Annotated in this window: 23 protein-coding genes and 1 pseudogene; 14 read left to right on the forward strand and 10 right to left on the reverse strand. The window is 31.1% G+C overall.

Features of this window, described 5'->3' with window-relative positions:
* Nucleotides 1–2 precede the first annotated feature (2 nt).
* From F0362_RS28720 to folE, 7 genes are read left to right on the forward strand one after another with little or no spacing between them, the layout of a single operon-like run.
* Nucleotides 3–1,001 (forward strand): ABC transporter ATP-binding protein, encoded by a 999-nt coding sequence (locus F0362_RS28720; protein ID WP_000351265.1) that lies wholly within the window; start codon nucleotides 3–5, stop codon nucleotides 999–1,001.
* Entirely contained in the window at nucleotides 998–1,789 is a 792-nt protein-coding gene (locus tag F0362_RS28725) for an ABC transporter permease (protein WP_000760371.1), read from the forward strand. Before F0362_RS28720 ends, F0362_RS28725 begins: the two co-directional genes overlap by 4 nt.
* Before the next feature lie 2 nt (nucleotides 1,790–1,791).
* Nucleotides 1,792–2,580: an ABC transporter permease gene (locus tag F0362_RS28730; protein WP_000621952.1), complete on the forward strand. Its 789-nt coding sequence runs from the start codon at nucleotides 1,792–1,794 to the stop codon at nucleotides 2,578–2,580.
* Nucleotides 2,581–2,592: 12 nt separating this feature from the next.
* Complete coding sequence (gene queC / locus F0362_RS28735; RefSeq protein ID WP_000287174.1) at nucleotides 2,593–3,258, forward strand: 7-cyano-7-deazaguanine synthase QueC; 666 nt, start codon at nucleotides 2,593–2,595, stop codon at nucleotides 3,256–3,258.
* A complete protein-coding gene (gene queD / locus F0362_RS28740; protein ID WP_098009818.1) occupies nucleotides 3,258–3,749 on the forward strand; it encodes a 6-carboxytetrahydropterin synthase QueD in 492 nt (163 codons plus the stop codon). The genes queC and queD overlap by 1 nt, the downstream gene beginning before the upstream one ends.
* Nucleotides 3,742–4,458: a 7-carboxy-7-deazaguanine synthase QueE gene (queE, locus tag F0362_RS28745; protein ID WP_000086945.1), complete on the forward strand. Its 717-nt coding sequence runs from the start codon at nucleotides 3,742–3,744 to the stop codon at nucleotides 4,456–4,458. Before queD ends, queE begins: the two co-directional genes overlap by 8 nt.
* Before the next feature lie 43 nt (nucleotides 4,459–4,501).
* A complete protein-coding gene (gene folE / locus F0362_RS28750; RefSeq protein WP_000054142.1) occupies nucleotides 4,502–5,089 on the forward strand; it encodes a GTP cyclohydrolase I FolE in 588 nt (195 codons plus the stop codon).
* 127 nt (nucleotides 5,090–5,216) lie between these two features.
* Here the strand turns inward: folE and F0362_RS28755 are convergent, their stop codons facing one another.
* A complete protein-coding gene (locus F0362_RS28755) occupies nucleotides 5,217–6,377 on the reverse strand; it encodes a tyrosine-type recombinase/integrase (RefSeq protein ID WP_000667335.1) in 1,161 nt (386 codons plus the stop codon).
* Nucleotides 6,378–6,734: 357 nt separating this feature from the next.
* Here F0362_RS28755 and F0362_RS28760 point away from each other — a divergent pair, with 357 nt between their 5' ends.
* The 3 genes from F0362_RS28760 (at nucleotide 6,735) to xerS (ending at nucleotide 10,934) form a co-directional block, all read left to right on the forward strand.
* Nucleotides 6,735–7,718, forward strand: a complete 984-nt coding sequence (locus tag F0362_RS28760; protein WP_149890180.1) for a DNA-binding protein — start codon at nucleotides 6,735–6,737, stop codon at nucleotides 7,716–7,718.
* 176 nt (nucleotides 7,719–7,894) lie between these two features.
* On the forward strand, nucleotides 7,895–8,785 hold the full coding sequence (locus F0362_RS28765; RefSeq protein WP_149890181.1) for a virginiamycin B lyase family protein: 891 nt from the start codon (nucleotides 7,895–7,897) through the stop codon (nucleotides 8,783–8,785).
* A 1,072-nt stretch (nucleotides 8,786–9,857) separates the two neighbouring features.
* Nucleotides 9,858–10,934: a tyrosine recombinase XerS gene (gene xerS, locus F0362_RS28770; RefSeq protein WP_149890182.1), complete on the forward strand. Its 1,077-nt coding sequence runs from the start codon at nucleotides 9,858–9,860 to the stop codon at nucleotides 10,932–10,934.
* 152 nt (nucleotides 10,935–11,086) lie between these two features.
* On the opposite strand, the gene F0362_RS28775 is transcribed toward xerS, so the two are convergent.
* Nucleotides 11,087–11,722 carry an ACT domain-containing protein gene (locus F0362_RS28775; protein ID WP_000443215.1) on the reverse strand — a complete coding sequence of 212 codons (636 nt, stop codon included), beginning with the start codon at nucleotides 11,720–11,722 and terminating at the stop codon, nucleotides 11,087–11,089.
* Nucleotides 11,723–11,863: 141 nt separating this feature from the next.
* On the reverse strand, nucleotides 11,864–13,093 hold the full coding sequence (gene hemA / locus F0362_RS28780; protein ID WP_000287835.1) for a 5-aminolevulinate synthase: 1,230 nt from the start codon (nucleotides 13,091–13,093) through the stop codon (nucleotides 11,864–11,866).
* Between the two features lie 558 nt (nucleotides 13,094–13,651).
* Between hemA and F0362_RS28785 the strand changes: the two genes are divergently transcribed.
* Together F0362_RS28785 and F0362_RS28790 are read left to right on the forward strand one after the other, a co-directional pair.
* Nucleotides 13,652–14,143: a GNAT family N-acetyltransferase gene (locus tag F0362_RS28785; RefSeq protein ID WP_070174298.1), complete on the forward strand. Its 492-nt coding sequence runs from the start codon at nucleotides 13,652–13,654 to the stop codon at nucleotides 14,141–14,143.
* Between the two features lie 12 nt (nucleotides 14,144–14,155).
* Nucleotides 14,156–15,223: a Gfo/Idh/MocA family oxidoreductase gene (locus tag F0362_RS28790; protein ID WP_149890183.1), complete on the forward strand. Its 1,068-nt coding sequence runs from the start codon at nucleotides 14,156–14,158 to the stop codon at nucleotides 15,221–15,223.
* A gap of 15 nt (nucleotides 15,224–15,238) precedes the next feature.
* On the opposite strand, the gene F0362_RS28795 is transcribed toward F0362_RS28790, so the two are convergent.
* Nucleotides 15,239–16,105, reverse strand: coding sequence for a LysR family transcriptional regulator (locus F0362_RS28795; RefSeq protein ID WP_000022496.1), 867 nt, complete (start codon nucleotides 16,103–16,105; stop codon nucleotides 15,239–15,241).
* Nucleotides 16,106–16,421: 316 nt separating this feature from the next.
* Here F0362_RS28795 and F0362_RS28800 point away from each other — a divergent pair, with 316 nt between their 5' ends.
* Nucleotides 16,422–17,585 carry an MFS transporter gene (locus F0362_RS28800; protein ID WP_149890184.1) on the forward strand — a complete coding sequence of 388 codons (1,164 nt, stop codon included), beginning with the start codon at nucleotides 16,422–16,424 and terminating at the stop codon, nucleotides 17,583–17,585.
* Between the two features lie 662 nt (nucleotides 17,586–18,247).
* Here the strand turns inward: F0362_RS28800 and F0362_RS28805 are convergent.
* From F0362_RS28805 to F0362_RS28815, 3 genes are all read right to left on the reverse strand, one after another.
* Nucleotides 18,248–19,336 carry a non-hemolytic enterotoxin subunit C gene (locus F0362_RS28805; RefSeq protein ID WP_001039028.1) on the reverse strand — a complete coding sequence of 363 codons (1,089 nt, stop codon included), beginning with the start codon at nucleotides 19,334–19,336 and terminating at the stop codon, nucleotides 18,248–18,250.
* 272 nt (nucleotides 19,337–19,608) lie between these two features.
* Nucleotides 19,609–20,745: a non-hemolytic enterotoxin subunit B gene (locus tag F0362_RS28810; protein WP_000743454.1), complete on the reverse strand. Its 1,137-nt coding sequence runs from the start codon at nucleotides 20,743–20,745 to the stop codon at nucleotides 19,609–19,611.
* Nucleotides 20,746–20,804: 59 nt separating this feature from the next.
* Nucleotides 20,805–21,965, reverse strand: coding sequence for a non-hemolytic enterotoxin subunit A (locus F0362_RS28815; RefSeq protein ID WP_000709936.1), 1,161 nt, complete (start codon nucleotides 21,963–21,965; stop codon nucleotides 20,805–20,807).
* 664 nt (nucleotides 21,966–22,629) lie between these two features.
* Between F0362_RS28815 and F0362_RS28820 the strand changes: the two are divergent.
* Nucleotides 22,630–23,264, forward strand: a pseudogene (locus F0362_RS28820) (IS6 family transposase).
* Nucleotides 23,265–23,457: 193 nt separating this feature from the next.
* On the opposite strand, the gene F0362_RS28825 reads toward F0362_RS28820, so the two are convergent.
* Genes F0362_RS28825 through F0362_RS28830 form a run of 3 tightly spaced genes read right to left on the reverse strand, consistent with a single transcriptional unit; the run spans nucleotide 23,458 to nucleotide 24,462 of the window.
* Entirely contained in the window at nucleotides 23,458–23,859 is a 402-nt protein-coding gene (locus F0362_RS28825) for a hypothetical protein (protein WP_002156195.1), read from the reverse strand.
* A gap of 11 nt (nucleotides 23,860–23,870) precedes the next feature.
* A complete protein-coding gene (locus tag F0362_RS31305; protein WP_002156196.1) occupies nucleotides 23,871–23,999 on the reverse strand; it encodes a hypothetical protein in 129 nt (42 codons plus the stop codon).
* Between the two features lie 58 nt (nucleotides 24,000–24,057).
* Nucleotides 24,058–24,462: an AHH domain-containing protein gene (locus F0362_RS28830; RefSeq protein WP_002156197.1), complete on the reverse strand. Its 405-nt coding sequence runs from the start codon at nucleotides 24,460–24,462 to the stop codon at nucleotides 24,058–24,060.
* Between the last annotated feature and the right edge of the window lie 76 nt (nucleotides 24,463–24,538).

The raw sequence follows: 24,538 nt of genomic DNA on the forward strand, positions 1-24,538 counted from the left end.
AGATGGATATCATTGAAATTGAAAATGTATCAAAAACTTTTGAAAGAGTAAAAATTGAAGAAGGATTAATAAACTCTTTCAAGAGTTTATTTAAAAGAGAAAAGGTCACGGTTACTGCTTTAAGTGATGTGTCATTCAAAATAAAAGAAGGTAAAATAATAGGGCTTATTGGCGCGAATGGTGCTGGTAAGTCTACCCTAATGAAAGCCATGGTTGGGTTAATTAAACCAACTTCCGGGAGAATCTTGATAAATGGATTTAACCCTCATGATAAGAAGAAAGATTTTTTAAAGTCTATTGGCGTTGTTTTAGGACAAAAAAATCAGCTATGGTGGGATCTTTCCCCTTACGAAACATTTTTATTACATAAAGAAATATATGAGCTGTCTGATACAGAGTTCAGAAAGAATGTAGATGAATTAGCTAAAAATCTCGGGGTATCAGAAATTCTTAAATCGCCAGTAAGGAATCTATCGTTAGGAGAGAGAATGAAATGTGAGTTGATTGCTTCAATATTACACTCACCTAAAATATTATTTTTAGATGAACCGACTATTGGATTGGATTTTCTTGCTCAAAAGAATATCAGGAATTTCCTCAAAAATTATTGCAAAGAAAGAAATACAACAGTTGTAATAACTAGCCATTATTTCCCGGATATATATGAGCTATGTGAAGAATTAATAATATTGAAGAATGGAGAAGTTGTTTTTAATAACAATTTCAAAAAAATAAAAGAAGAAATTAAGAGTTATAAATATATATATCTTAGCTTTGAAAATGAAATAAATTCTCAAGATCTTAAGAAATATGGAGAAGTTAAAGAGTCGGATAAATTTAGTGTAACAATAAAAGTTCAAGATAAGTTAGTGAACGAGACCATATCTAGCATATTAAAAGAATTCAATGTTATTGACTACAATTTGACTGAAATGTCATCACAAGACCTCATTGAAGATATTTATTCAATGGAATCGACTGGAGTGAAAATAACAGTATGAAGAAGTATTTAAAACCAATGATGCTTTCATTTCAAGCAGTTTTTCAGTATCGCATGAATGTTGTATTATATATGATTTTTGGTTTAATACCGCTTGTGGCTTTAATACTATTGTGGCATTCTCTCTTTGAAACACAAAGCAATATTCAGGGTTATACTCTTGAAATGATGATTACTTATGTAATAATTGCTAAGTTAATTGAACTTTTACTAATTCCTGAAATGCACTGGTCGATAAATGAGGAAATACAATCCGGTGAATTATCAAAATATCTTATAAAACCATTTTCATATTTTGGATACTGGTTTAGCCATAATTTAGGTAACAAAATTATTCATTTACTGATGTCAGTGATACCGATAATACCGATAATATTCCTGAACAGGGATTATTTCCTTTTGCCTACTTTAAAATATACTTTCCTGTTCATTCTTTCAATAGTAGGAGCATCAATACTATATTATATGGTTTATTATTTGATATCACTCTTCTCATTTTACTTTGTAGAGATATCATCCTTTTTCTTTACTGTAGATATAGTATTAGAATTATTATCTGGATCGCTTATTCCGCTTGAATTTTTACCAGCTCCATTAAATACAATAACTCGTTTTTTACCTTTTTCATACTTAATTCACTTTCCGGTAAATGTATATTTAGGAAAGTTAAGTGGCACTGAAATTGTAAATGGATTAATTTCACAAGTGATATGGTCTTTAGTTTTCTATGTCCTTATTAGAATACTTTGGAAGAAGGGGTTAAATAAATATGAATCTGTTGGTGCATAAATATGATTAGATATTTAAAAATGTTAAAAGCAATTCTTAAAATTAATTTAAGTAATATTATGATGTATAGAGTTAACTTTTTTTTAAATATATTAGATAGCGTTGTTTGGTTCATTGTTACTTTAGTATTTTTTAATAGTATATTTGATAGTTTTGGTAATATTAATGGTTGGAATACAAATGATATTTATTTGTTAATTGGAACAAGTGAGTTGATAAAATCTTTGATGTTTACTCTTTTTATTAATAATCTACCGTATATACCGAGTTTAGTTAACCAAGGAAGTTTAGATCAGATATTGTTTAAACCTATTAATAGTCAGTTTCTAGTTTCATTAAGAAAGCTTGATTTAGGCAACTTAGGGAACTGTTTACCAGCCGTATTGTTAATTAGTTATGCATTATTACAAAAGGGAGAGAGTGTTAGTATTGTAAATGGATTTTCTTTCTTGGGTCTATTGTTTTTAGGGATTATACTCTCGTATTCTCTGTGGTTTATTTTAATGACTTTATCTATATGGTTAACCAAAGTTGAAGGTATGCATGAGTTATTTCTTGGTACTATGACATTACTTAGATACCCATCTTCCTTATATAAAGGAATAAGTCGATTTGTTTTTTTATTTGTTTTTCCTATTGTTATTGTTAGTAATATTCCAACTTATGCTTTAATTGGTCGATTAGAACTAAACGATGTATTCGTTTTATTGGGTTATTCTATTGGATTTTTTATTATTTCAATTTATTTTTGGAAGTTTGCCTTAAGATATTATAACAGTGCAAGTAGTTAAGGGGAGAATAAAATGTACTCTAATGATAAAGCAATAGTTGTTTTTAGTGGTGGACAAGATAGCACAACATGTTTATTTTGGGCAATGCAACAATTTGCAGAGGTGGAAGCTGTAACATTTAACTACAATCAACGTCATAAGTTAGAAATTGATTGTGCAGCGAAAATTGCGAACGAGCTTCGCATTAAACATAAAGTGATAGATATGAGCTTACTAAATCAGCTAGCCCCAAATGCGTTAACCAGAATAGATATGGAGATTACACATGAAGAAGGGGAATTACCATCGACATTTGTAGATGGGCGGAATTTACTATTCTTATCATTTGCTGCTGTATTAGCAAAACAAGTTGGAGCACGTCATATTGTAACGGGTGTATGTGAAACTGATTTTAGTGGTTATCCAGATTGCCGTGACGTGTTTGTGAAATCGTTAAACGTTACATTAAATTTATCTATGGATTATCCATTTGTCATCCATACACCACTTATGTGGATTGATAAAGCAGACACATGGAAATTATCTGATGAACTTGGCGCATTCGAGTTTGTTAGAGAAAAAACATTAACATGTTATAACGGAATCATTGGTGATGGTTGCGGTGAATGTCCAGCATGTCAACTTCGTAAAGTAGGATTAGATACGTACCTACAAGAACGCAAAGGGGAGAATGAATAATGGAAAATTTTTTCGGGTTTCACATTGTAGAAAATTTACAAAAAATGGACAAGGATATTCAGCTTGAGCAATTAAAATACCATAATAAAAGAGTAATGGTTAGCAAGGAATTTACATTTGATGCAGCACACCATTTGCACTGTTATGAAGGGAAATGCAAAAATTTACATGGTCATACATACAAAGTTGTATTTGGTATTAGTGGATATGTAAATGACATTGGACTTGTAATTGACTTTGGAGATATAAAAGAAATTTGGAAAAACGAAATAGAGATTTATTTGGATCATCGCTATTTAAATGAGACATTACCAGTGATGAATACGACTGCGGAAAATATGGTTGTCTGGATTTATGAAAAGATGGTAGAAGCATTAATAAAAGGGAATCGATCAGAAGAATATAAAGGAGCTCGTGTCGAATTCGTACGTCTCTTTGAAACACCAACGAGTTATGCAGAAGTAAGACGGGAGTGGATACTTGATGAGTAGGATTCCTGTGTTGGAGATATTTGGCCCAACCATTCAAGGAGAAGGAATGGTTATCGGACAAAAAACGATGTTCATTCGCACAGCAGGTTGTGACTATAGCTGCTCTTGGTGCGATTCAGCCTTTACATGGGATGGCTCAGCAAAAGAACAAGTTAGACAAATGGCACCAGAAGAAATTTGGAATGAACTTGTTGGAATTGGTGGAGAAAATTTTTCTCACGTTACAATTTCAGGTGGAAATCCCGTTTTGCTGAAAAATATTCAGTTTCTTCTTACTGTATTAAAAGAGAATGGAATTCGTACAGCGATTGAGACGCAAGGGAGTAAGTGGCAAGAATGGTTGCTTCAAATTGAAGAAGTGACAATTTCGCCAAAACCACCAAGTTCGAAGATGAAAACAGATTTTACAATGCTAGATTCTGTTATCCATAAATTAGAAAGAAAAAATTTTAGTTTAAAAGTAGTTGTATTTGAAGATTACGATTTTGAATATGCAGTAAAGGTGCACAAGCGATATCCGCAAGTACCATTTTTCTTACAAGTTGGGAACGATGATACGAAAACGGTGGATGATGCAGCGCTTATTAAAAACTTATTACAGAAATATGAACGGTTGATTGAAAAAGTTGTACAGTGTAAAGAAATGAATGATGCAAAAGTATTACCTCAACTTCATGCTTTAGTATGGGGAAATAAACGAGGCGTATAAATAAGGGCATTTTATGAATAAATTAATAAGGTGGAGATAATATATGAGCTTAAAAACAATCCAAAGTGTAGAGATAGATACTGACAAAATTGAAGTAGCAGTAAAAATGATTCTTGAAGCAATTGGAGAAGATATTAATAGGGAGGGTATTTTGGAAACCCCAAAGCGAGTAGCAAAAATGTATAAGGAAGTTTTTCAAGGTTTAGGTCAAAACCCTTCTGAACATTTGTTAAAAATATTTAATGAAAATCATGAAGAATTGGTATTAGTTAAAGAAATTCCGTTCTATTCTATGTGTGAACATCATTTGGTACCTTTTTTTGGAATAGCTCACATAGGTTATATTCCTAATAATGGAAAAGTAACTGGGTTAAGCAAATTAGCTAGAGCTTTAGAAACCATATGCAAAAGACCACAGTTACAGGAAAGAATAACCAATGAATTAGCAAATGTAATTTTTGAAACTTTAGAGCCAAAAGGTGTAATTGTAGTAATTGAAGCTGAGCATATGTGTATGACAATGAGAGGTGTGAAAAAACCTGGTTCAATGACTATAACTTCATCATATAAAGGAATATTTAAAGATAATAGTACACTTCGAAGTGAAACCTTAAATTTGATAGAGAGATAGAATTATATTATTGATTGAAGTCTATGCAGTATAAATATTTAAAACAATTCAAACGGACAAGGTAAGGTGAAACGGGATATTTGTTTAACCTTGCCCTATTTCAATTTTATTATATGTTAATTACACATTAAAATTCATCATCACCAATTAAGTTACCTACATCATTATCCTTTGTAAGTCTTTGCTTCAAGTAATTTTCTTTTGTAGTTCTATCATTTTTATGCCCAACTGCAGCCGCTATGACATGAGGTGCTAGCCCCTTATAATCATATAAGTACTGTACATAAAAATGTCTAAAGAAGTGAGGGGTAATTCGTATATTCTCTGTAAAAGGTAACTTGGTGTCCTTTATAATTTTAGAAATATATTGTGACAAATAATTCTCTCTATAAGCAGTATGGTTCTTTGTTTGAAATATAGTCCCACCATTTTTATTCCCAATGTTTACAGGTAACCTTCTCCGGATTCGAAATGCAACAATACGGTTAAAAATGTCCTTATTAATAGAAACAATCCGTTCATTATCTCCCTTTGTATCAACTGTTAAATAGTAACGTCCACGTATAGCGTCATACTCAAGATCTTCCCATTTGGCATGAGCGACTTCTGCAACACGTAATCCGGTAGTAGCCAGGACCGATAATAAAGCGTAATTGATTTCATTGTCCTTATAGTAATGTAGCAGATGCTTCACTTCCTCATATGATAACTCGCGTTTGGGTTTATGTTGTTTATTAACGGTCGTACTTAGAATCTCTATATGAAGAGGTTCCCGGATATATTGAATTTCATACAACCATTTCAAGTAAGAGCGGATTACACCAAGTTTTCTACTAATCGTAGATGCTTTGTACTTTTCTTTTGATTGATAGGAGAATGCCTCCTGGGATAACCACTTTTGGTAGTTTCTGATATGTCGTTTTCTTAAATTCCTCCAAACTTGGCCAATTACATAATCTTTAACATCTTGCTGCAGAAATTCTGTACTTTGTTTGATAAAAAAATAGAACTGGCTTAGATCACGTGCATATAGAGTCCTGGATGCATCCTTTATACGTTTTTCTTGGTCAAAATGTGTTTGCCGATTTAAGTAGTAGTACAAAATTTCTTCATCTGAAAATCCCTCATATGTATATGAATCTTCTCTTTCGTTATTTTCCTTTTTAAATTCAGCTTCATTTATATAATCACGATTCCATAATGCAATTATGTTTGCGAAATTTTGTTTTTGTTTCTCTATATTTTCTAAAGAATTTCCACTATGAATTGTAATTAATTCAAATTTCATTGTTATTCAACTCCTTATTAATTTCTTTTGTATTTACTATTATACCTGAATTACATTCAAAATTATTTACATAGCAAAATTAAACTTTATAAAAATGAAAGTGTCATATAACCATAGAAAAACGCCCATTTTCTATGGTTATATTAATCTAACTTATATAACTGTTTTTGTTATTATTTTTAAATGAATATAAAAATTAATTTAATTAGTAAATATAAATCATTTTTATTAAATTGTGTAAAAAGATTAAACTTTAAATATGTTATAATGAATTAAAGTTATATATTATTTAAAATTAAAATTAGACTTAAATGTTTTTTAAAATACATATAAATGAAATATAAGAGGAGAGGAAATATGAGTGAGAATCAGCAAATGATTATGAATACAAACGAAGTGAGGGAATATTTAGAAGTTAGTAATTTCGTTGTTAATAATTTAATCAAACAGGAAGAATTAGTACCAATCAACAAGGATACATGGCGTTTAGATGGAAGTTTCCTTTTCAAAAGAGAAGATGTGGAAACAATTAAAAAGGGAAGAGAAACCGAAGGTATTACCCTTTACCAAGCTAGTAAAAAATATGGTATAAGCACATATCAATTAGAAAAATGGTTAGGGGAAGGAGAATTAGCCGCTACTATACGGGAACATCGTAACCGCGAAACAAAATTCATTAGAGAAGAAGAGTTACTTCAAGTTATAAAACAATTTGATCAAGAAAACACGTTATATACATACTCACAAAAGTATAATACAGTCCTTTTCCATAAATATATTCAAAGTAATACGATAGCAAGGGTCATTTCTATTCCTAAGCGTGGTGATATTATGTTGATTGATGAATTTGGAAGTGAGTTCAACTTAAATGAAGCTATTAAATCAGGATTCGTACCAGCATACGATCTACCTGATAAACCACGTAGTCATCATCAAAGGTTTGTTAAATTCCGTTTACCTAAGTCCGATCAATTACGCAGCAATTCTTTCCAATTGATTGACTTAATCCTTCAGTACGTATCACCAAGAAATCTAAAGGTTTCAGAAGAGGAGGGTTTTTGGTATTTCGATATACGCCAATCTCTTATTGAATTACCTATGGGTATGCAAATGGAATGGATAGAATACTTAACACCATATATAATAGAAGGAAAATTAATAAAGCGTGTAAATAATAGTATATATTTAGATAGTAGTAGCGTGACAAAACCAGTTACACTTTCTAGCAAAGAATATCAAGCAATTAATAAAATAGTAGAAGAAACCAACACTACCATTGAAGAATTCATTGCATCTGCTATTAACCAAAAAATAAAAGACTATCAGACTTCACAAAACTAAATCATAAAATAATTTAGTTTTAGTTAAAAAAGACATAAATTAACGTAGATAGATAATTTATGTCTTTTTTGTTTTTACTATCATTTATACAACTAAGATTACTCCCACAGCTACCTGATGATTACAAGTGATATAATCATAGACAACACTCAAAATTTTCAATAGGAGGGTATGATATGCGAATCACGATACAAGAATATGTAGTCAATGAAATAGATTCAGGACCATATGGAATAACAGTAGGAAAAGACGGAGCATTGTGGTTTACGCAACAGAAAGGGAATCGAATTAGTAGAATAAATGCTAATGGTGAAATAAATTCTTTTCCAATTCCAACAGCAAATGCAGGAGCTATGTCAATTATCTCGGACCAGACCGGTGACTTATGGTTTACGGAATATAACTCAAACAAAATTGGTAAAATATCGATGAACGGTCTTTTTGAAGAACATGTACTCCCCACAACGAACGCTGCACCTTTTGGCATAACGGAAGGTCCTGATGGAGCAATATGGTTTACAGAAATGAATGGTGGTAGAATCGGAAGAATAACAAAGTCAGGTGAAATCATCGAGTTTGAATTGCCTAATTCCAAATCATTTCCTTCATTTATTACTTTGGGATTAGACGGAGCATTATGGTTTACACAGAATCAGAACAATACGATTGGGAGAATAACCACTAAAGGTGAGGTAACAGAATATCCAATCCCAACACCTAACTCCGGGCCAGTTGGAATTACGAGCGGCCCAGATGGAGCATTATGGTTTGTACAAATCATGGGTAATAAAATTGGTAGAATTACGTTAAAAGGTGAGTTCAAAGAATTTGTTATACCCACGCCGAACGCTCGTCCTCATGCCATAATACCTGGGAAGAACGGAGATCTGTGGTTCTCGGAATGGGGAGGTAACCAAATCGGCCGAATTACAGTTGAAGGAGTTATTACGGAATATACGATACCTACAAATAATGCAGAGCCACATGGTATCACGTTTTGTCCAGATGGCGATCTTTGGTTCGCTGAAGAGTGCAATAAAATTGGACGTTTAACAATCATCACGTAATAAGGATATCACCCATCGCTATTAAGTTCAGAAAAGTAAATATCCCAAAACGAGAAAATTGACATCTCCAGTTGAAAATGTACAACTTTTTCGTTTTGGGGTTTTATAAAACTCTAAAGTTGATGGATGTGTGTTGCTATCTCTATAAGTTTTTAAATAATTAGTCAATCTATCTTATAGGTATTTGTAAAAAACGAGTGAAATAAATCTCAAAATGAAAAGAATACTTATATCATTGAGTTAGAAGTTATATTTTGAAATCTGTATTAAAATCAAATTTAGTGGAATGCTCAACTAAACCAAGTACAATAATAAAGGATTAAAGGGAAAATTCTATTTCGACATCACAACAAATAAGTTTTGTGAAAAACAAAATTTATTTAATCTTAAGATGTTAAAGTTAACTGTTTGATATTAAAATGTTATATACTGGCTATGTCTTAGAAACAACCATGTAATCGATATTAATGTGTATAGTTGAATGTATCTGAAACTAAAATATCTTCATACTGACGAAAGGGAAGTGAATGATGCATGTATAAAGAGGCAAAAAAATAAACACTTCAAAACTTCGCACGAAATACCAATTTCACGAACAATAATAATGTTAAATAAAACTCTAATACAGTCTCTAGGGGTTTGAACTTAATTACATTGATCTTAGCGTATTGATATGTGCCTATATAATTCATATTTTATAGTAAATTACATTTTAATTTATAAGATTTTTTCTTATGTTAATCTAATTAATTCCTCATAATCATGATTAAAATAACCAATTCATATTTGATAACAACTTTTAAACTGTTTCCACATATTGATTTTTATGTGAAAAATCCTTTATTTTATCTACATTTACATGTGATTTTTCTACTAGTTTTATAATGTAATTTTAATTTATCATTTGGTTATCTATCATTTTCAATAGAATGATTACGCTATTCTTATTCAATTTCAGTTAAATTATAGCAACCATAATTTAATTATGTAAATAAGTCCGTGTAAAAATTGAATTTCACGCGAACTTGTGTTCGTGTGTTTTTTCTGTTATAGTAGATATGAGGTGATTTTTATGGATTACAGCAAGCAACGTCAAAAATCCGTACATCGTAAGAAATTATACGAAAATTTAAATGAAATGCCCTTTTACATAGAAGAATTTGTGGAGTACAAAGAATTGCATGATGCCTCTCCCTCCACTCTACTGAATTATGTATATGATTTCAGAGTCTTCTTTAATTGGTTATTATCTGAACAAATTATTGAATTGAAACCCATAAAAGACATATCCTTCTCTGATTTGGAGAATTTAAAGAAAAAAGATGTTGAGAACTTTATAAGGTTTCTAAAATTACAACAAAACATGCAGAATTCCTCTGTTAACAGAAAAATTTCGGCCTTAAAGTCTTTATTTAAGTACCTTACCTCCCTATCAGAAAATGATGCTGGAGAATGTTATTTTTATAGAAATGTAATGGCTAAAATAGAAATACATAAAGATAAAGAAACATTAAATGCTCGTGCAAAACGTATGAGATCTAAGATATTTCATAATGATGACGATCAAGAATTTTTGAATTATGTTAAGTATGAACACGAAAAATCTTTAACAAAACATCAGTTGTTCTATTTCCTAAGAGATAAAGATCGTGATGTAGCTATCCTTTCCCTTTTTCTTGGTAGTGGTATTCGTGTAAGTGAATTGGCCGATCTTCGTATGGAAGATATGAACTTAAAAGAAAGACTAATTGATGTGATCCGAAAAGGAAATAAAGAAGATTCAGTATGGATTACCCCCATTGCGTTGAATGATATTGAAAAGTATATGGAAATTAGAGATAACAAATACGCTCCAGGGAAAGAATTAAAAAATGTGTTTTTATCGAAGTATAAACATACTGCACAGCCTCTTTCGGTTAGAGCTATCCAAGATATAGTAGAAAAATATACGAAGGCCTATGGAAAAAGAATGTCTCCCCATAAATTAAGACATACACTGGCAAATAAATTATATATGGAAGAAAAGGACTCATTACAAGTGATGCAACAACTTGGGCATACCAGTCAAGATACAGCTTTGCTATATACACAACTTGGGGAAACAACTATTAAAGATAGTTTAGGAAGAATAGGAAAGAATAAACAGTAAAGAATAAAAATTCAGCAATTTTTTATTGCTGAATTTTTATTCTTTCCCATACATTTATAATCGGTTTTAAATTCTATATATTATTCATTATAATATTTGAGTCTCATTTTATACTTCTATAACGAATAATGCGAAACTTATTATGAATTAATTCAATTTATCACAATAGCCGTATAGACATAAGGATTACTATGAATCCTTTCAATTATTTTAGCCGATGGTAATCTGTCTAATTCAATGACCATAATATTATCTATCTTTTGAGATGAACAATGAATTTTTATAATATTAATTTCATAATCATTGAATAAGGATGTTATAAAAGCGAGAAATTTACAACTGTTTTTATTTCGTACTAAAAGATTTGGACTGTTTTCTGATATTTTAACATTAAAACCATTAATTTCTGAAATAAGTATTTTTCCCACATCATTTTTATATGTAACAACTTCTATACTTTCTGTTCCATTTAACAAAGAAATTTTTGCAGTATAAGGATAACTTGTTTTTGCATAACCTTCTACAAATTTAATTACAGTACAATTATCAATAATAAATGGAACTTTTTCTAACATATCCTTTTCAGAGGAACTAAATATTCCTTTCAAAAAGCCTATTTGTAATTCATGTTTATTCGTGACGTTTTTAAAGCTTCCATAAATTGAAATATTCACTTCTTCAGGTCTTAAAATAAATAATTCTCTAGCTAACTTACCCATTTCGGTTCCCATAATTTCAGGTGATAAATTATTAGTTTTTACAATATCGAACATAGAACAACTTTCCATAACTAACTCCCCCTCACTTAAAATACCCCATATTTATATGGGGTATTTTAAGTAATAAACCATATGTAATTTTAATATAGTAAAATATTATTTAAATAAGTAATTAATATAACCATATATAAAGAATTTAAAATAATAGTATTATACTATGACTTGTTCTTCTTTCAAGAAAGGTATATCGAATGCAATAAATACTTCGGTTAGTGCATTTGTTAATTGTATAATTTGTTCTTCAGTGTGATTTGGAGTAATGTTTACCCTAAATCTCTCGGTCCCAATTGGTACAGTTGGTGAATTAATTGGTTGTAAATATACATTATGTTTCTCAAGTAACTGACGTGCAGCCGCTTTACACTTTGTTGCATCACCAACTAAAACTGGTAATATATGTGTCTCGCTTGAATTCATAATTGGAATTCCCGCTCTTTCAAAAGAATTCCTTAGCATTTCTGTTTTTTTATGTAAACCATCTCTTTCTACTTTAGAAACCTTTAAGTGCTCAACACTTGTATAACATGCCGCTACTATAGCTGGTGGTAGTGAAGTCGTAAATATAAAACCTGAGGCAAAAGATCGGATTGCATCAATCATTGGTCCCGAACCTGTAATATAACCTCCGATAACACCAATTCCCTTAGCCATAGTCCCTTGAATAATATCAACCGAATCTGCAATACCTAGATCAGCAGCTATTCCTGCCCCTCTAGGTCCATACATACCAATTGCATGAACTTCATCAAGGAATGTTAAAGCGTTATACTTCTTAGCAAGTTTAACAATTTCTTCAATTGGTGCAATGTCACCATCCATAGAATAAACTGACTCAAAAACAATTACTTTTGGTCGATTATATGGTTGTGATGCAAGTAATTGCTCTAAATGTTCTGTATTATTATGCTTAAAAATTGTACGCTCTACCTTCGTACTACGTATCCCATTAATTATAGACGCATGATTAAGCTCATCGGAAAAAACAATACAATCTTCAAATAAACGTAGTAAACACTGAAGTGTTGCATCATTTGATCCATATCCTGTCGGGAATACAAGCGCAGATTCTTTACCATGCCATTCAGCTAATGATGACTCCAATGCCTCATATTGATAATGTGTACCACCAATATTTCTAGAACCACCTGATCCCGCACCATATAAATCAATTGCATTATGCATAGCCTCAACAACAACTGGATGTTGTGACATACCTAAGTAATCATTACTGCACCAAACTACTACAGGCTGACTATCTTCTGATCCATTTAATTTAGCTAAAGGATATTGTCCACGAATTCGATTTAATGTAACAAACTCACGGTATTGCCCACTTTTTTTCAGTTCTACTAGCTTTTCATTTAATATTTCTGTATACATATTGTGCCTCCAATTATAAGTTCTCTAACTATCAATTTAAAGGGGTAATGTAAAAAAATGTTAATAAAGTTGTGGTGCTCTCTCATTATAGGCATAATGCACAAAAAAAACAAACGAAAATTTTAAAAATAAAATTTTTTCGGTAAATTATATTTTTACTCTTCCTATATATATATATTTATATTAAATTTTAAGTTTTAATACGATTAGAAATAGTGAAAAGCTGATAAATAGAGTGTTTACAGCCATTTATCTAACAAGAAAATAAATTTTTTATTTTTAAATTTTTTTTCTAAAGAGTTAGAAAATTAATATTGATATAATATTTAAGTCATGATAATATTTGGCTCGTGAAAACTAATTTTACAAAAAAGGTATTTTTAGGTTATTAAAGTTAATAGTTAAAGATCAACTATACATTCTCAAATTAAGTTTATGATTATGAAAATGATTTATCATTATATTTTAATTCATAGATAAAAATGTCTTTAGTCTGGTTATTATAACCCCTAAAAATACAGATCCATCAAACAATGAACTCTAGGAGGAAATTTGATTATGCAAGAAAAATTAGTGATTCGTAAAGCTACCATTCAAGACACTGAAGAATTAGTGGAATTAAGAAAGATTTTATTATCTAGTGGTGACACACATTATGCAGCAAAAAGTGAAGAAGATAATTTGGCCTGGCAAAATGCTTATCGCCATTGGATTAAAGAGAATATTTCAAATGAGAATGTACTGATTCAGGTCGCTCAATATGATAAAGATGAAAAAATATGTTCATGTGTTATTGGAATAATTGATTTACGCGCTCCTATGGTAGGTGCACTTAACGGACGAGTTGGTTGGGGACAATCTCTTGTAGTAAGCAAAGATAGACGTGGTCTAGGAATTGCAGAAGCCATGATGGATGCTTTTCATAATTGGTTTAAAGAAAATGATGTTCAAAAAATTGTTGTTCAATCTAGTAAAATGGCTGAAGAGTTCAATAGAAAAAGAGGTTATCTCCAAACTGGAGAACAGTTATTATTTAAAACAATAGAATAGGAGCATACCAAAATGAAAGTCTTAATTATTGGAATGGGTTTTTCAGGGCAAATGTTTTTAGAAGCTTTCCATAACATCTCACATCTATACAATAATGATATTGATATTGCTTACACTTCAAGATCTCAAAAAGATATTAATTTAGTGTATTATCCGACTATCGAATCTGCTTTAGAATTATTTAAACCAGATATTTTAGTAATATCCGTTAATGACGAAAATCATGGAGAAGTATTATTTTCAATTCAAAATTTCAACGGATTTGTAATATGTGAAAAGCCTTTTGTTGATCCAAATTTCAAATTAGAAAATGCAGAGAAACTATTAAAATACACATCGGGCTTTTGCTTAAATATGGTTGCAAGATATTCACAAGCCGCTCGATTATTAAAAGCATATGTAAATGAAAATAATTTAAAATTAGTACGTGCCAACTTCTTATGGGAAAAAAATAGAATTAATGACTACCGACCTACAACAGGAGTTATCAGTGAAATTATACACTCTTTAGATCTTGTTCAATGGATCAACGGTAATTCATCATTAAAATTAAGACATATTCAAGGGGTAAAATCTGATTATTCAATCTCTGGAGATGAAATTTCAGATAGCGTTTCTGTGATGGGTGAAATAAATGGTGCTGTAGTGACAGGGTACAGTAGTTTTGTAAACTTATTCAGAAGAAGAGAATTAGATTTTGTTTTTCAAGATGCTAATAATCAATTAATTTTTGCTCAACTATCTTATGACACGCCAAACTGGTATGAAGATTCAGTAAAAATTTGGACAGAAACTAGTACACAATCTGAAGAACTGTTATACTTTAATTCCCTTGAACATGAATATGATGGGGATAGAAAAATAGAACGAATTATAAATGTAGTCAAAGATGTTACTGATTTTGTTATGCTAGAAAAAGAACCTTCTTTTGGTTTTCCAAACCTAAAAGATGCAGTTCGCTTACAGGAATTACTTAATGAAATTGATTCTAAGAAATCGAGCTTTTACACAGTTAAATATAACAGTTCGGAGAAAAGGGTCTTGCTTAACGAAAATAGCGGATTTGGGCGACTAGGATAAAAAATAGCAAGGAACTTAAAATAAGTTCCTTGCTATTTTTATAAATTCCTGAACATAATAGCCTTCTGCTTGTGTTAATTCTGTAGAATGTTTATAAGATATGTATATATTTCTATAATGCCTATCTGGTAATTTATATATCTTTATATTATCAAATGATTTTAAGAAAAGCTTTGGTCCTATAGAAATACCTATTCCTAAATCAATCATTTTCACTATTGTATTGCAGTCACTTATATATGAATGAACCTTAGGCTCTATACTGTGCTGATTAAAAAATTTCTCAACTTGATTTCTGTACGGCGCTGCTGGCATAATGATATTATTTTGATCAAAGAAATCCTTTAAAGAGCAATCTTCAGGAATTACCTTTAAGTCATTTGGTGTTGCTATAACTAACTCATCTTCCCAAAATGGAACGGATTCACATCCGAATTCCCCGTTAATTGTAAATCCCAGGTCAATTACTTTATTAATAACCCATTCTTGAATTTCATCATAAGTCCCCTCAAATATTATAATTTCAATAAACGGATACAATTTATTAAATTCTTTCATAATTGGAGGTAATATATGTTTTTTTACACTTGTAAAGGCCCCAATCTTTAGTGTTTTAGGCAATAATTCATCATTAAAATTAGTCTCTATTAATTTACGGTTTATATTTAATATCTGACCAATATACTCATAAGCTTTAGTGCCATGAAGAGTTAAAGTAATTGTTCGACCAGTTCTTAGGAATAAAGACGTTCCTAATTCCTTTTCTAAGCTAGAAATTGCATGGCTTACTGCAGATTGCGTCATGTTTAATTTTTCAGCAGCCTTTGTAAAACTCCCCGTTGTAATAACTGATTCAAAAATTTCATACTTAATAATACTCATGAGTTTTTTTCATCCCTTGCATTAATATTATTCATTTTATTTAATTCCATTCATTAAGTATACTAATATTAACCTACTTAAGCTAGACGAGTAATGATTATCAAATGTTATTTTACCTTAATTTAATCTGCAGATTTTTAATTACTATGGCATTATTCAATAATTATATATAGCTCAATTATTATAATTGAAAACGAAATCCTTATAGAGTTATATATTAATTCAATAATCATTCTCTATCTGTATAAAACTAGCAACTAGAGTGTATAAGATTGATAATTTATTTTAATCTTGACAATGTAAAGGTGGCAAAACTATGAAAAAAGTTATTTTTTTAGCTATTGGTATGTTTGCCTTGGGATTCGATGCTTATATTATTGCTGGACTAGTTCCTGGAATTAGTGATACCTATCAAAAAAGTGCATCCCAAGTTGGGCAAGCGGTAAGTATATTTACATTATGCTATGCAATATCCGCTCCACTGTTTGCTTCTCTCTTAGCAGGTAAACCTATCAAAAAAGTTCTATTGACTTCAATAGTTATATTTGGTCTTGCAAATGCATTAACTGCAGTATCTCCAAACTTTTCGGTATTCTTAATATCAAGGGCAATTGCTGGTGTTGGTGCTGGATTATTTTCTCCTTTAGCTGTCGCAGGCTCAACTATGTTAGTACCTGTAGAAAAGAAAGGACGCGCACTTGGCTTAACAATCGGTGGCATGAGTATGGGAACTGTATTAGGTGTTCCTATAGGTCTTTATATCGCAGACAAGTTTGATTGGCAATCAGCAATGTGGTTTGTGGTACTACTTAGTTTAATTGCTGCTATTAGTATTCTTAAGTTTCTACCACATGTTCCAGTCACAGCACCACCTGCTATGAAAGAAAGACTTGCAATGTTTTTAGATAGAAGAGTTACTATCACTGTTTTAATAACATTCTTTGCAAGTATTTCAAGTTTAGGTTTATATACCTATCTATCGCCATTATTACAAGATCTTGATAACTCAAGTGATTTAACAATTTATTTATGGGCTTGGGGATTGGGTGGATTATTTGGAAGTATAACAATTGGATATTTAATTGATTACTTCAAAAAACCAAAAACTTTAATGGCTCTTATTTTAATTATCTTAACTGTCTCAGTTGTATGTATTCCTATAATGATTAATCTAACAATTATAAAGTACTTACCATTTTTCATATGGGGAGCAATGGGATGGGCATCAGGAGCACCACAGCAACATATTTTATTATCCTATCAACCTAAACATGGAAGTGCAGCTGTCGCCCTCAATAGTTCTATTAACTATCTAGGAAGTTCAGTAGGTGCCACATTAGGTGGAGTAGTAATTTCTCTTGGAATGGGGACTATGGCTCTAATCTACTTCGCGATAATTTCTATGATTATTTCATTAGGCCTACAATTTTATAGCATGAGAAGTAATACCTTTAACATAGCTACTAAAAAAGCTGTTTAAAATAAGTCTATTACAATTATAAAACATAGAAATGGCATTAATTAGTCTGTATCTTTTTATAGAGAAACAAAAAGAAGGCGGTTCTTTTAAAACCGTCTTCTTAAAATAGTAATACCATCTTTCATATAGCTAGTTATTTAATGTTTTCTTTTATTAGATATTTAGGTTAAACAATTTATATTTCTATCATTCCTCTATTATTTCATATTCATCTGAAATAATATTTTTATTCCATCGCAATTGTAAAATAATACCATTTTTACATTAAATTCAATATTTTATCTAGTCACCCTCAAAAAACAGACCCTCAGATTCGCATGTATCAGGTTTTAAACAACAAACCAATAAAAATACATACAAAACAACTTAAAGGCCTAATTCAAGTTGTTGAGGTACTTAAAAATAAATCTACTGTTTTCATCCGGTTTTGTTAAGCAATTTCTATAAACTATATGCTAATCTCTCAATTTTTTATCTTGGATCTCTTCTAAGTCCTTTTTGTATCCCTTTTCTTTTGCTACATGATTCATTATGAATAGTGTCTCATACATTCCAAGAACCTGAAACAACTAAACTATCTTTTCTATATAACGTATATTTTGTTATTTTACACGTATTCAGTTGCAATCCGGTCCTATTTGCGCTTTTCCAATTTGTACAATCTATTTATTTTGTGCAATCTTAGCACCTTCATATAATTTATCCGTATAATTTTTAAGGTCCTGCCAATTATCCTTCGCTGTATTCAGATCTGCTCTTATAATCTCATCAAACAGGTCTAGATTAATGTTGTCAACACTGTCAATCAATGATTTATATTTTTTCCCCACTGTCCCCCACTGAGTCTTTATATTTTCAAGAGCAGTAACAGCTGTACCAACTGTTGCAGCCATATGTTCCGTTTTATTTTTGGCATCAGTCAAAATAACTACTTCGGCCTCTGCTCCAGAAATTCTGGACTTTAATTGTTCTATTTCTTGTTGTGCAGATGCGATATTCTTGTCAGCAGTGACAATCAATGGTATACCAACCGGAGGCATAAATACAGATAAAGCTATATAGCCACCACGTTTATCATAGTTTTCTTTAATTGTATTATTACAATTCTCAATTCGTTGTTGTAGAAGCGGAATACCCACGTTCGTACTTTCTAGAATATTCTCCAATTGATTGAAATCTTCTTTGAAATTTCTTGTATCTTCTGCTATTTCACCTTGAAAATTTTTCAATTTTTCTAACAGTGCATCTAATTTTTGACTATTGTACAAAATACTATTGTACAAATTTTCTAGTTCATATTTTAATTTCTCCGTATCTTTTTGCTCTATAGCAGTTAGTAAAAGCTTATAACTTGCTTGAAACGTATCATTATAACTTACAATATTCTGATGCGTGTACATAATACGAGTTTTAAAATACATGAACCAAAAGTCGGCATTCTCTATTGCATCCCGTTGATGCTTAATCATGTTTGCTTGTAAATCACCATTTATAGAACTTATTTTACTTAAATCTGTCAGCTGTTGATTACTGATTGTATTGGCATATGAATCCATTGTAAGGATATTTGCCACCATTTTTCCCATTACTTCTTTAAATTCACCAGGACCAAGGGAATAGTTCTTCAAACTTTCTTGCTGTTGGGACACAGTTTGTTCTGCTGCCAAAGTATGAAGTGGAATTACATTACTCGCTGCCATTCCCGTAATGATTGTTGACAAAATAATTTTCTTATATAAATTCTTATTCATCTTTTTCACCTACTCTTTCACATACATCACATGTTTTATTAAATTCATAAGCTTCGATTCTTTACTTCAAATGAATTACGATGATTGCAAATAAAACAACATATTAAAATAGAGATTCTCGTACTTTCTTATTCTATAATTTTTATTAAGTTTCATAACTATATAGGAAGTCTCCTGCTCATACTTGAACAGGAGACTCACATTATATATTCTTCAAAAAGGAAACTCAGTATATTATATTTTCATTACTTCGGCAATTTCTTGAAGTAATATTATTTTTTATCTTCTACGAATGAAATCTCACTACTTTGAATTTTTTCAGCATACTTTCTAATATCCGCCCAATGATCCTTCGCTGTATCCAGATCTGCTGTTATATCCATAGCAAGGAATTCTGGGTCAACAGCTTTAGCACTCTTAATCAATGAGTCATATTTTGTTCCCATTCCATCCCACGCAGTCTTTATATTTTCAAGAGAAACAATAGCTTTATCAATTGTATCTGTTAAATTTTTAATATCACTTTGCACTATCGTTAACCTAGCTGACTGTAGTTGCGCCATTGAAATATTTTGTGTTAGCGTTATAATTTCTTCTTGTGCCTTAATTATCTGCTGCTGCGATGAAACTACTCCGTATATCCCGCCTCCTAATATAGGTGCACCAATGGGCGCAAAAGGTGAAAGAACTAAATATGCACCAGCAGCAGTTGCAACCGACGATGCAATATAAATTTTGTTATTCTCATCGATTAATGCTTTATTTGTTTCGATTTGTTTCTGAAACAGTGGAATTCCAGCTTCTTGACCAGTTAAAATATTTACGATATCTTCAGAATTCCCTTTTAAATTTTGTGTATCTTTTTCTAATTTGCCGCGAAAGCTTTTTAAATCCTCCACTAATTTGGTCACTTGATCTTTATTCTGTGAAATTTCACCATTCAACTTTGTAAGCAAAGCTGTTAGTTTGACTGGATCATTTTTATATTGTAATAAATAACGAGAATAATTTTGGAATTTTGTATCATAACTGATAATATTTTGATTCGTCGTAACTATCCCTGATTTCAAATTATTTAACCAGTATGTTGCATTTTCTCTAGTAAGATTTTGGTTGGCTTTAATGGATGTTTTTAAATTATCGCCAACTGAAGGTAAACCATCCAAATTAATATCTGCTTGTTTAAGAATAGTTAAGGCATACAGGTCCATTACCAACATATTGGATTTAGTATCCTTCATCGCATTATCAAGCCCTGTTGGTCCAAGGTAATAACTAGGGTATTTAAGGTCTTGATTTGCATAAATAGGTGCTGGTTCCGCTGCCGAAGCATATGATGGCATAATGCCACCCGCTACGATTGTTGCTATTAATGTAGATAAAGCCATTACTTTATAAGGTTTTTTCATCACATTTTTCTCTCCTTACATTATATTATTAAGAATTATTGTTCTGGATTCTACAAATCTCATCCTGTTACTTTTATTTTTGTAACACTCTCTTGATATTCCGTTGTTTGTTTTTTCAATTCATCCGTAAACTGTTTAAGCTCTTTTAATCGTGCTTGTAATGAATTTGAATCTATTTTTGCATCAGTATTAAGACTTGTCCCCGTTTCAATCATTATGATATTAAAGGTGTCCCAACTACTTACTAGATTGTCAAAACTCTGAGTTTGCTTTTTAACTGTTCTTGTAAAGTTATTTAATTGCTGCTCAATAAGTGTCATTTGAGTTGCTTGCACTTCAATATTCGATAAATTTTGTACCAATTGAATTAGTTTCTGTTGCTTTTGAGCAATAGCTTTATTCAGTTCTGTTACTTTATCATTTGTGAGTTCTCCATATTGGTTATAAACCGCTTCCAAATTAGACACGTCTACAGTTTTATCCTTAACTCCGTCTTTCAAAATATTAATAACCGACTTTGTAATATTTAAAGAACCGTCTAGATTTTCTTTTGGTAGAGCTAGAAGTTTTTCAAAATCTTCTTGAATACCTGCATTAAGTTGTCCCATTTCCGTTCTTAATTTTTCAATGTCACCGTCGGAACCCTTATAAGATTCAAACGCTTTGCTAACTTTACTAGAAAATTTATTACTATCTTCAACCAATTCGTTTTTAGAATCGTTTAAGTCTTCCGAAGTTATTTTCATATTATACTGAATTTTTTGAACGTCACCTTGAAGTAAGTTAAAAATACGTACAAATAATGCTCTTGCTTCCGGATCTTCATTCATCTTTCCAGATAGTTCAACTAATTTATTGTAGTAATTTGTAAATCTTATTCCGAAACTCTGTATCTCTTGATTTACAACGGATAATTTGTGGTTATTTACATCCAGGCAGTCTCGAACATGGTTTCTTATAGTGGCTTGATCAGTTGTTATTCCATATATAGTACTTACATCAAGATCTGGTTGCTGTAATATGATTAGCCCATATCCTTGAATTAATGGCGTCTGTGATCCTAAGTTCGTAATCGAATTTGATAACCTATCCATAGCGGGTCCAAGTATACTACTTGGTTGTAAATAAGTTGTATTACTTTCTGCATAAATATTTACAGGTGAGAAGCAACTTGTAGATACTGCTGTAACTAATAACCCTGCGACTAACGCTTTTTTCATGGTGATCCCTCCCATTTATTGGTGCCTTTTGATAAAATAGTTGGACTAAATTTTAATTAATCTGAAACCTAACATTGTAACTATTAATCTATATAGATTATTTTAAAGATGATTTTTTAGGAATATAGATTGTAAACATTTGTACATAATGCTCTACTATAAACTTATTTCCTAAGTCATTACATAAAAGGCATATACGAAGATAATCTTGATTTTACATGTCTTAAAATGTAACTAACATCTTGTGCCCTTATTAAAACATCAAATTTTCATTGCGTATATAGTAAAATTTTGTTGATTTTTGTATAATTTTGTCCTTTTTTGTTTTTTTATCTTAATTATTTGATATGTGTAGAAATTAAAATACTATACTTCTAAAATTGCTATGCAACTTCACTACTATAATTAAAATAATTATAATTTAATAGTACTAATAAAAAGGTACTTAATTTAATTTAACTAGGTGAATTTTCATTCCAGAAAAATTATTTCAGTATAACTTTTCAATACTTTTCGCTTATTTCTTCCTCTATATGGATATGTAAAATTGCATATCTATATAGAGGGAAGTTAACTATTATATATACATAGTCATAAGGGTTCTATTGCAAAGTTTTTGGAGCTGAGCTAGACTGTAGAAAGAATGAGATGAGGAGCATAACATATGGGATATTTTAAAGGAAAACAATTCGAGAGAGACATTATCTTGGTAGCCGTCGGCTATTATTGTTAAATTATTGTGGTGTTTCTGAAATCTTGAAAGAACGTGGTATATCCGTTCATCCTACAACAATCATACTTTAGGTGCATGAATATGGAAAAAGAAAAACAAAACGGCACACCCTGTTTGGCATTTAGATGAGACTTACATCAAAGTTAAAGGGGAGTGGCGCTATCTTTATCGTGCAATTGATGGAGATGGACATACTTTGGATATTCAACTTCGTAGAACACGTGATCATCAAGCGGATTAAATGTTTATAAAGCGACTCGTCAACGCTTTTGGAGAACCATCGGTTCATACGACAGACAAGGCCCCGGCTTTGCTTTGTGCATTTAAAAAATTAAAGAAAAACAATTATTATACACATACCAAACACTGTACCATTAAACATCGTAATAATCTTATTGAACAAGATCATCGACATGTAAAACGACGCTTTGCCAAATCTTCTGGATTCCAAAGTATCCGTAGGGATTGAAACGATTCAGGCTATATATAAACAGAGACGAGGTCTTGGATTAGACTCCGTCTTTTCGGCGTACAATGCACTACAAAAATTAGTAGCGGTCGCTTAACCCGATCTCCACTTTATAACCCTCGCTCAATTTTTTTCACACTTTGCAACAGAACTTTCAATGTTATCTAATTGTCTCTTATAATCGTCACTACACTCTGAACGAGTTAGTAAAACCCCTCTTTCTTCAGGTAATAAAATCCTTAAGACCTCTCGGTTCATTCTCTCTTCTACCACGTATCAATTAATAGCTATTAATCCCTTATTAATCGAAAAATTGGCTCTTGGTCATGGAAACCAATACAAACAGGAATATCTAAATCACTTTTTGGAACACTCTTTAGATACGCAATAACTGTTCGTGCAATCAAAAAGATTATAATTCCATGTGATGCCTCAGTAGTATCAAACCCATCACTTTTATCATATATAGTACTAAACTCTTTTTGTTCTGGACCTTCTATACAAAATTCCCATTCACATGCCCAATCGTCATCCTCATCTTCTATAGGATAATAGTCCTCACACAAATAATATTGTCCAGCCCAATTATTATCTAAATCATATTCAAAATAAACACTTTTTATTTTATTATTATTTAAATAATTACTAACCTCTATAAACCTTTCTTTTAATTCCTTTTTATATCCCGTCATGTCTATTGCATTTATTTTTTTGCAGCGTCCATACCTGCTAATTGTACACAAATTTGATAATATTTTCTTTCAATTCCCTCACACTGTAGTACAAAAATATCATTCTGCAACTCATCTAAATATTTATAAATCTCACGCATTTTTATCTCCTCTTCTTTTTATTTTTCCAATATGGTGAATATAGCATATCTGAATTTTTTAAACATGTTTTCTTAAGCTTCGATAAGACCTTAGAAACTGCTGCCTATCCCCTTTAGCTTGCTTATCAATCTTTTTCATATTTCTTAACATAAATTCATGGTATGCATTTGGATGTCTCCCCTGATGACGCATCCTTTTTTTATTCCAGCCTGCATCTAAATCTAAATCATATTTTTTACTTATTTTCTGGAATTGATTTGTATATTTTTCACTTTTATTTGTTGCAAAGTGATGCACTTGAAAAAGCTTCTTTTTCATAGCATTTAAAGTCGCCCGTTTAATTCCTTTTTTCGCTGCATAACGTGCGACATGAGGAGCAGCCATTCTTGCGCCATGTATAGCTACTGGAATTAAAAATTGAGCAAAGTGACCATCCGCATACGTATAGCCATTCTGCGTCACAAGATCATCTTCATCACCCGGATCTGGATCTATTGATAAGAATACACCATGCTCTGGATTATAGTATCGCGCAATT

Source organism: Bacillus sp. BS98, from assembly GCF_008432245.1.
Classification (GTDB): domain Bacteria; phylum Bacillota; class Bacilli; order Bacillales; family Bacillaceae_G; genus Bacillus_A; species Bacillus_A toyonensis.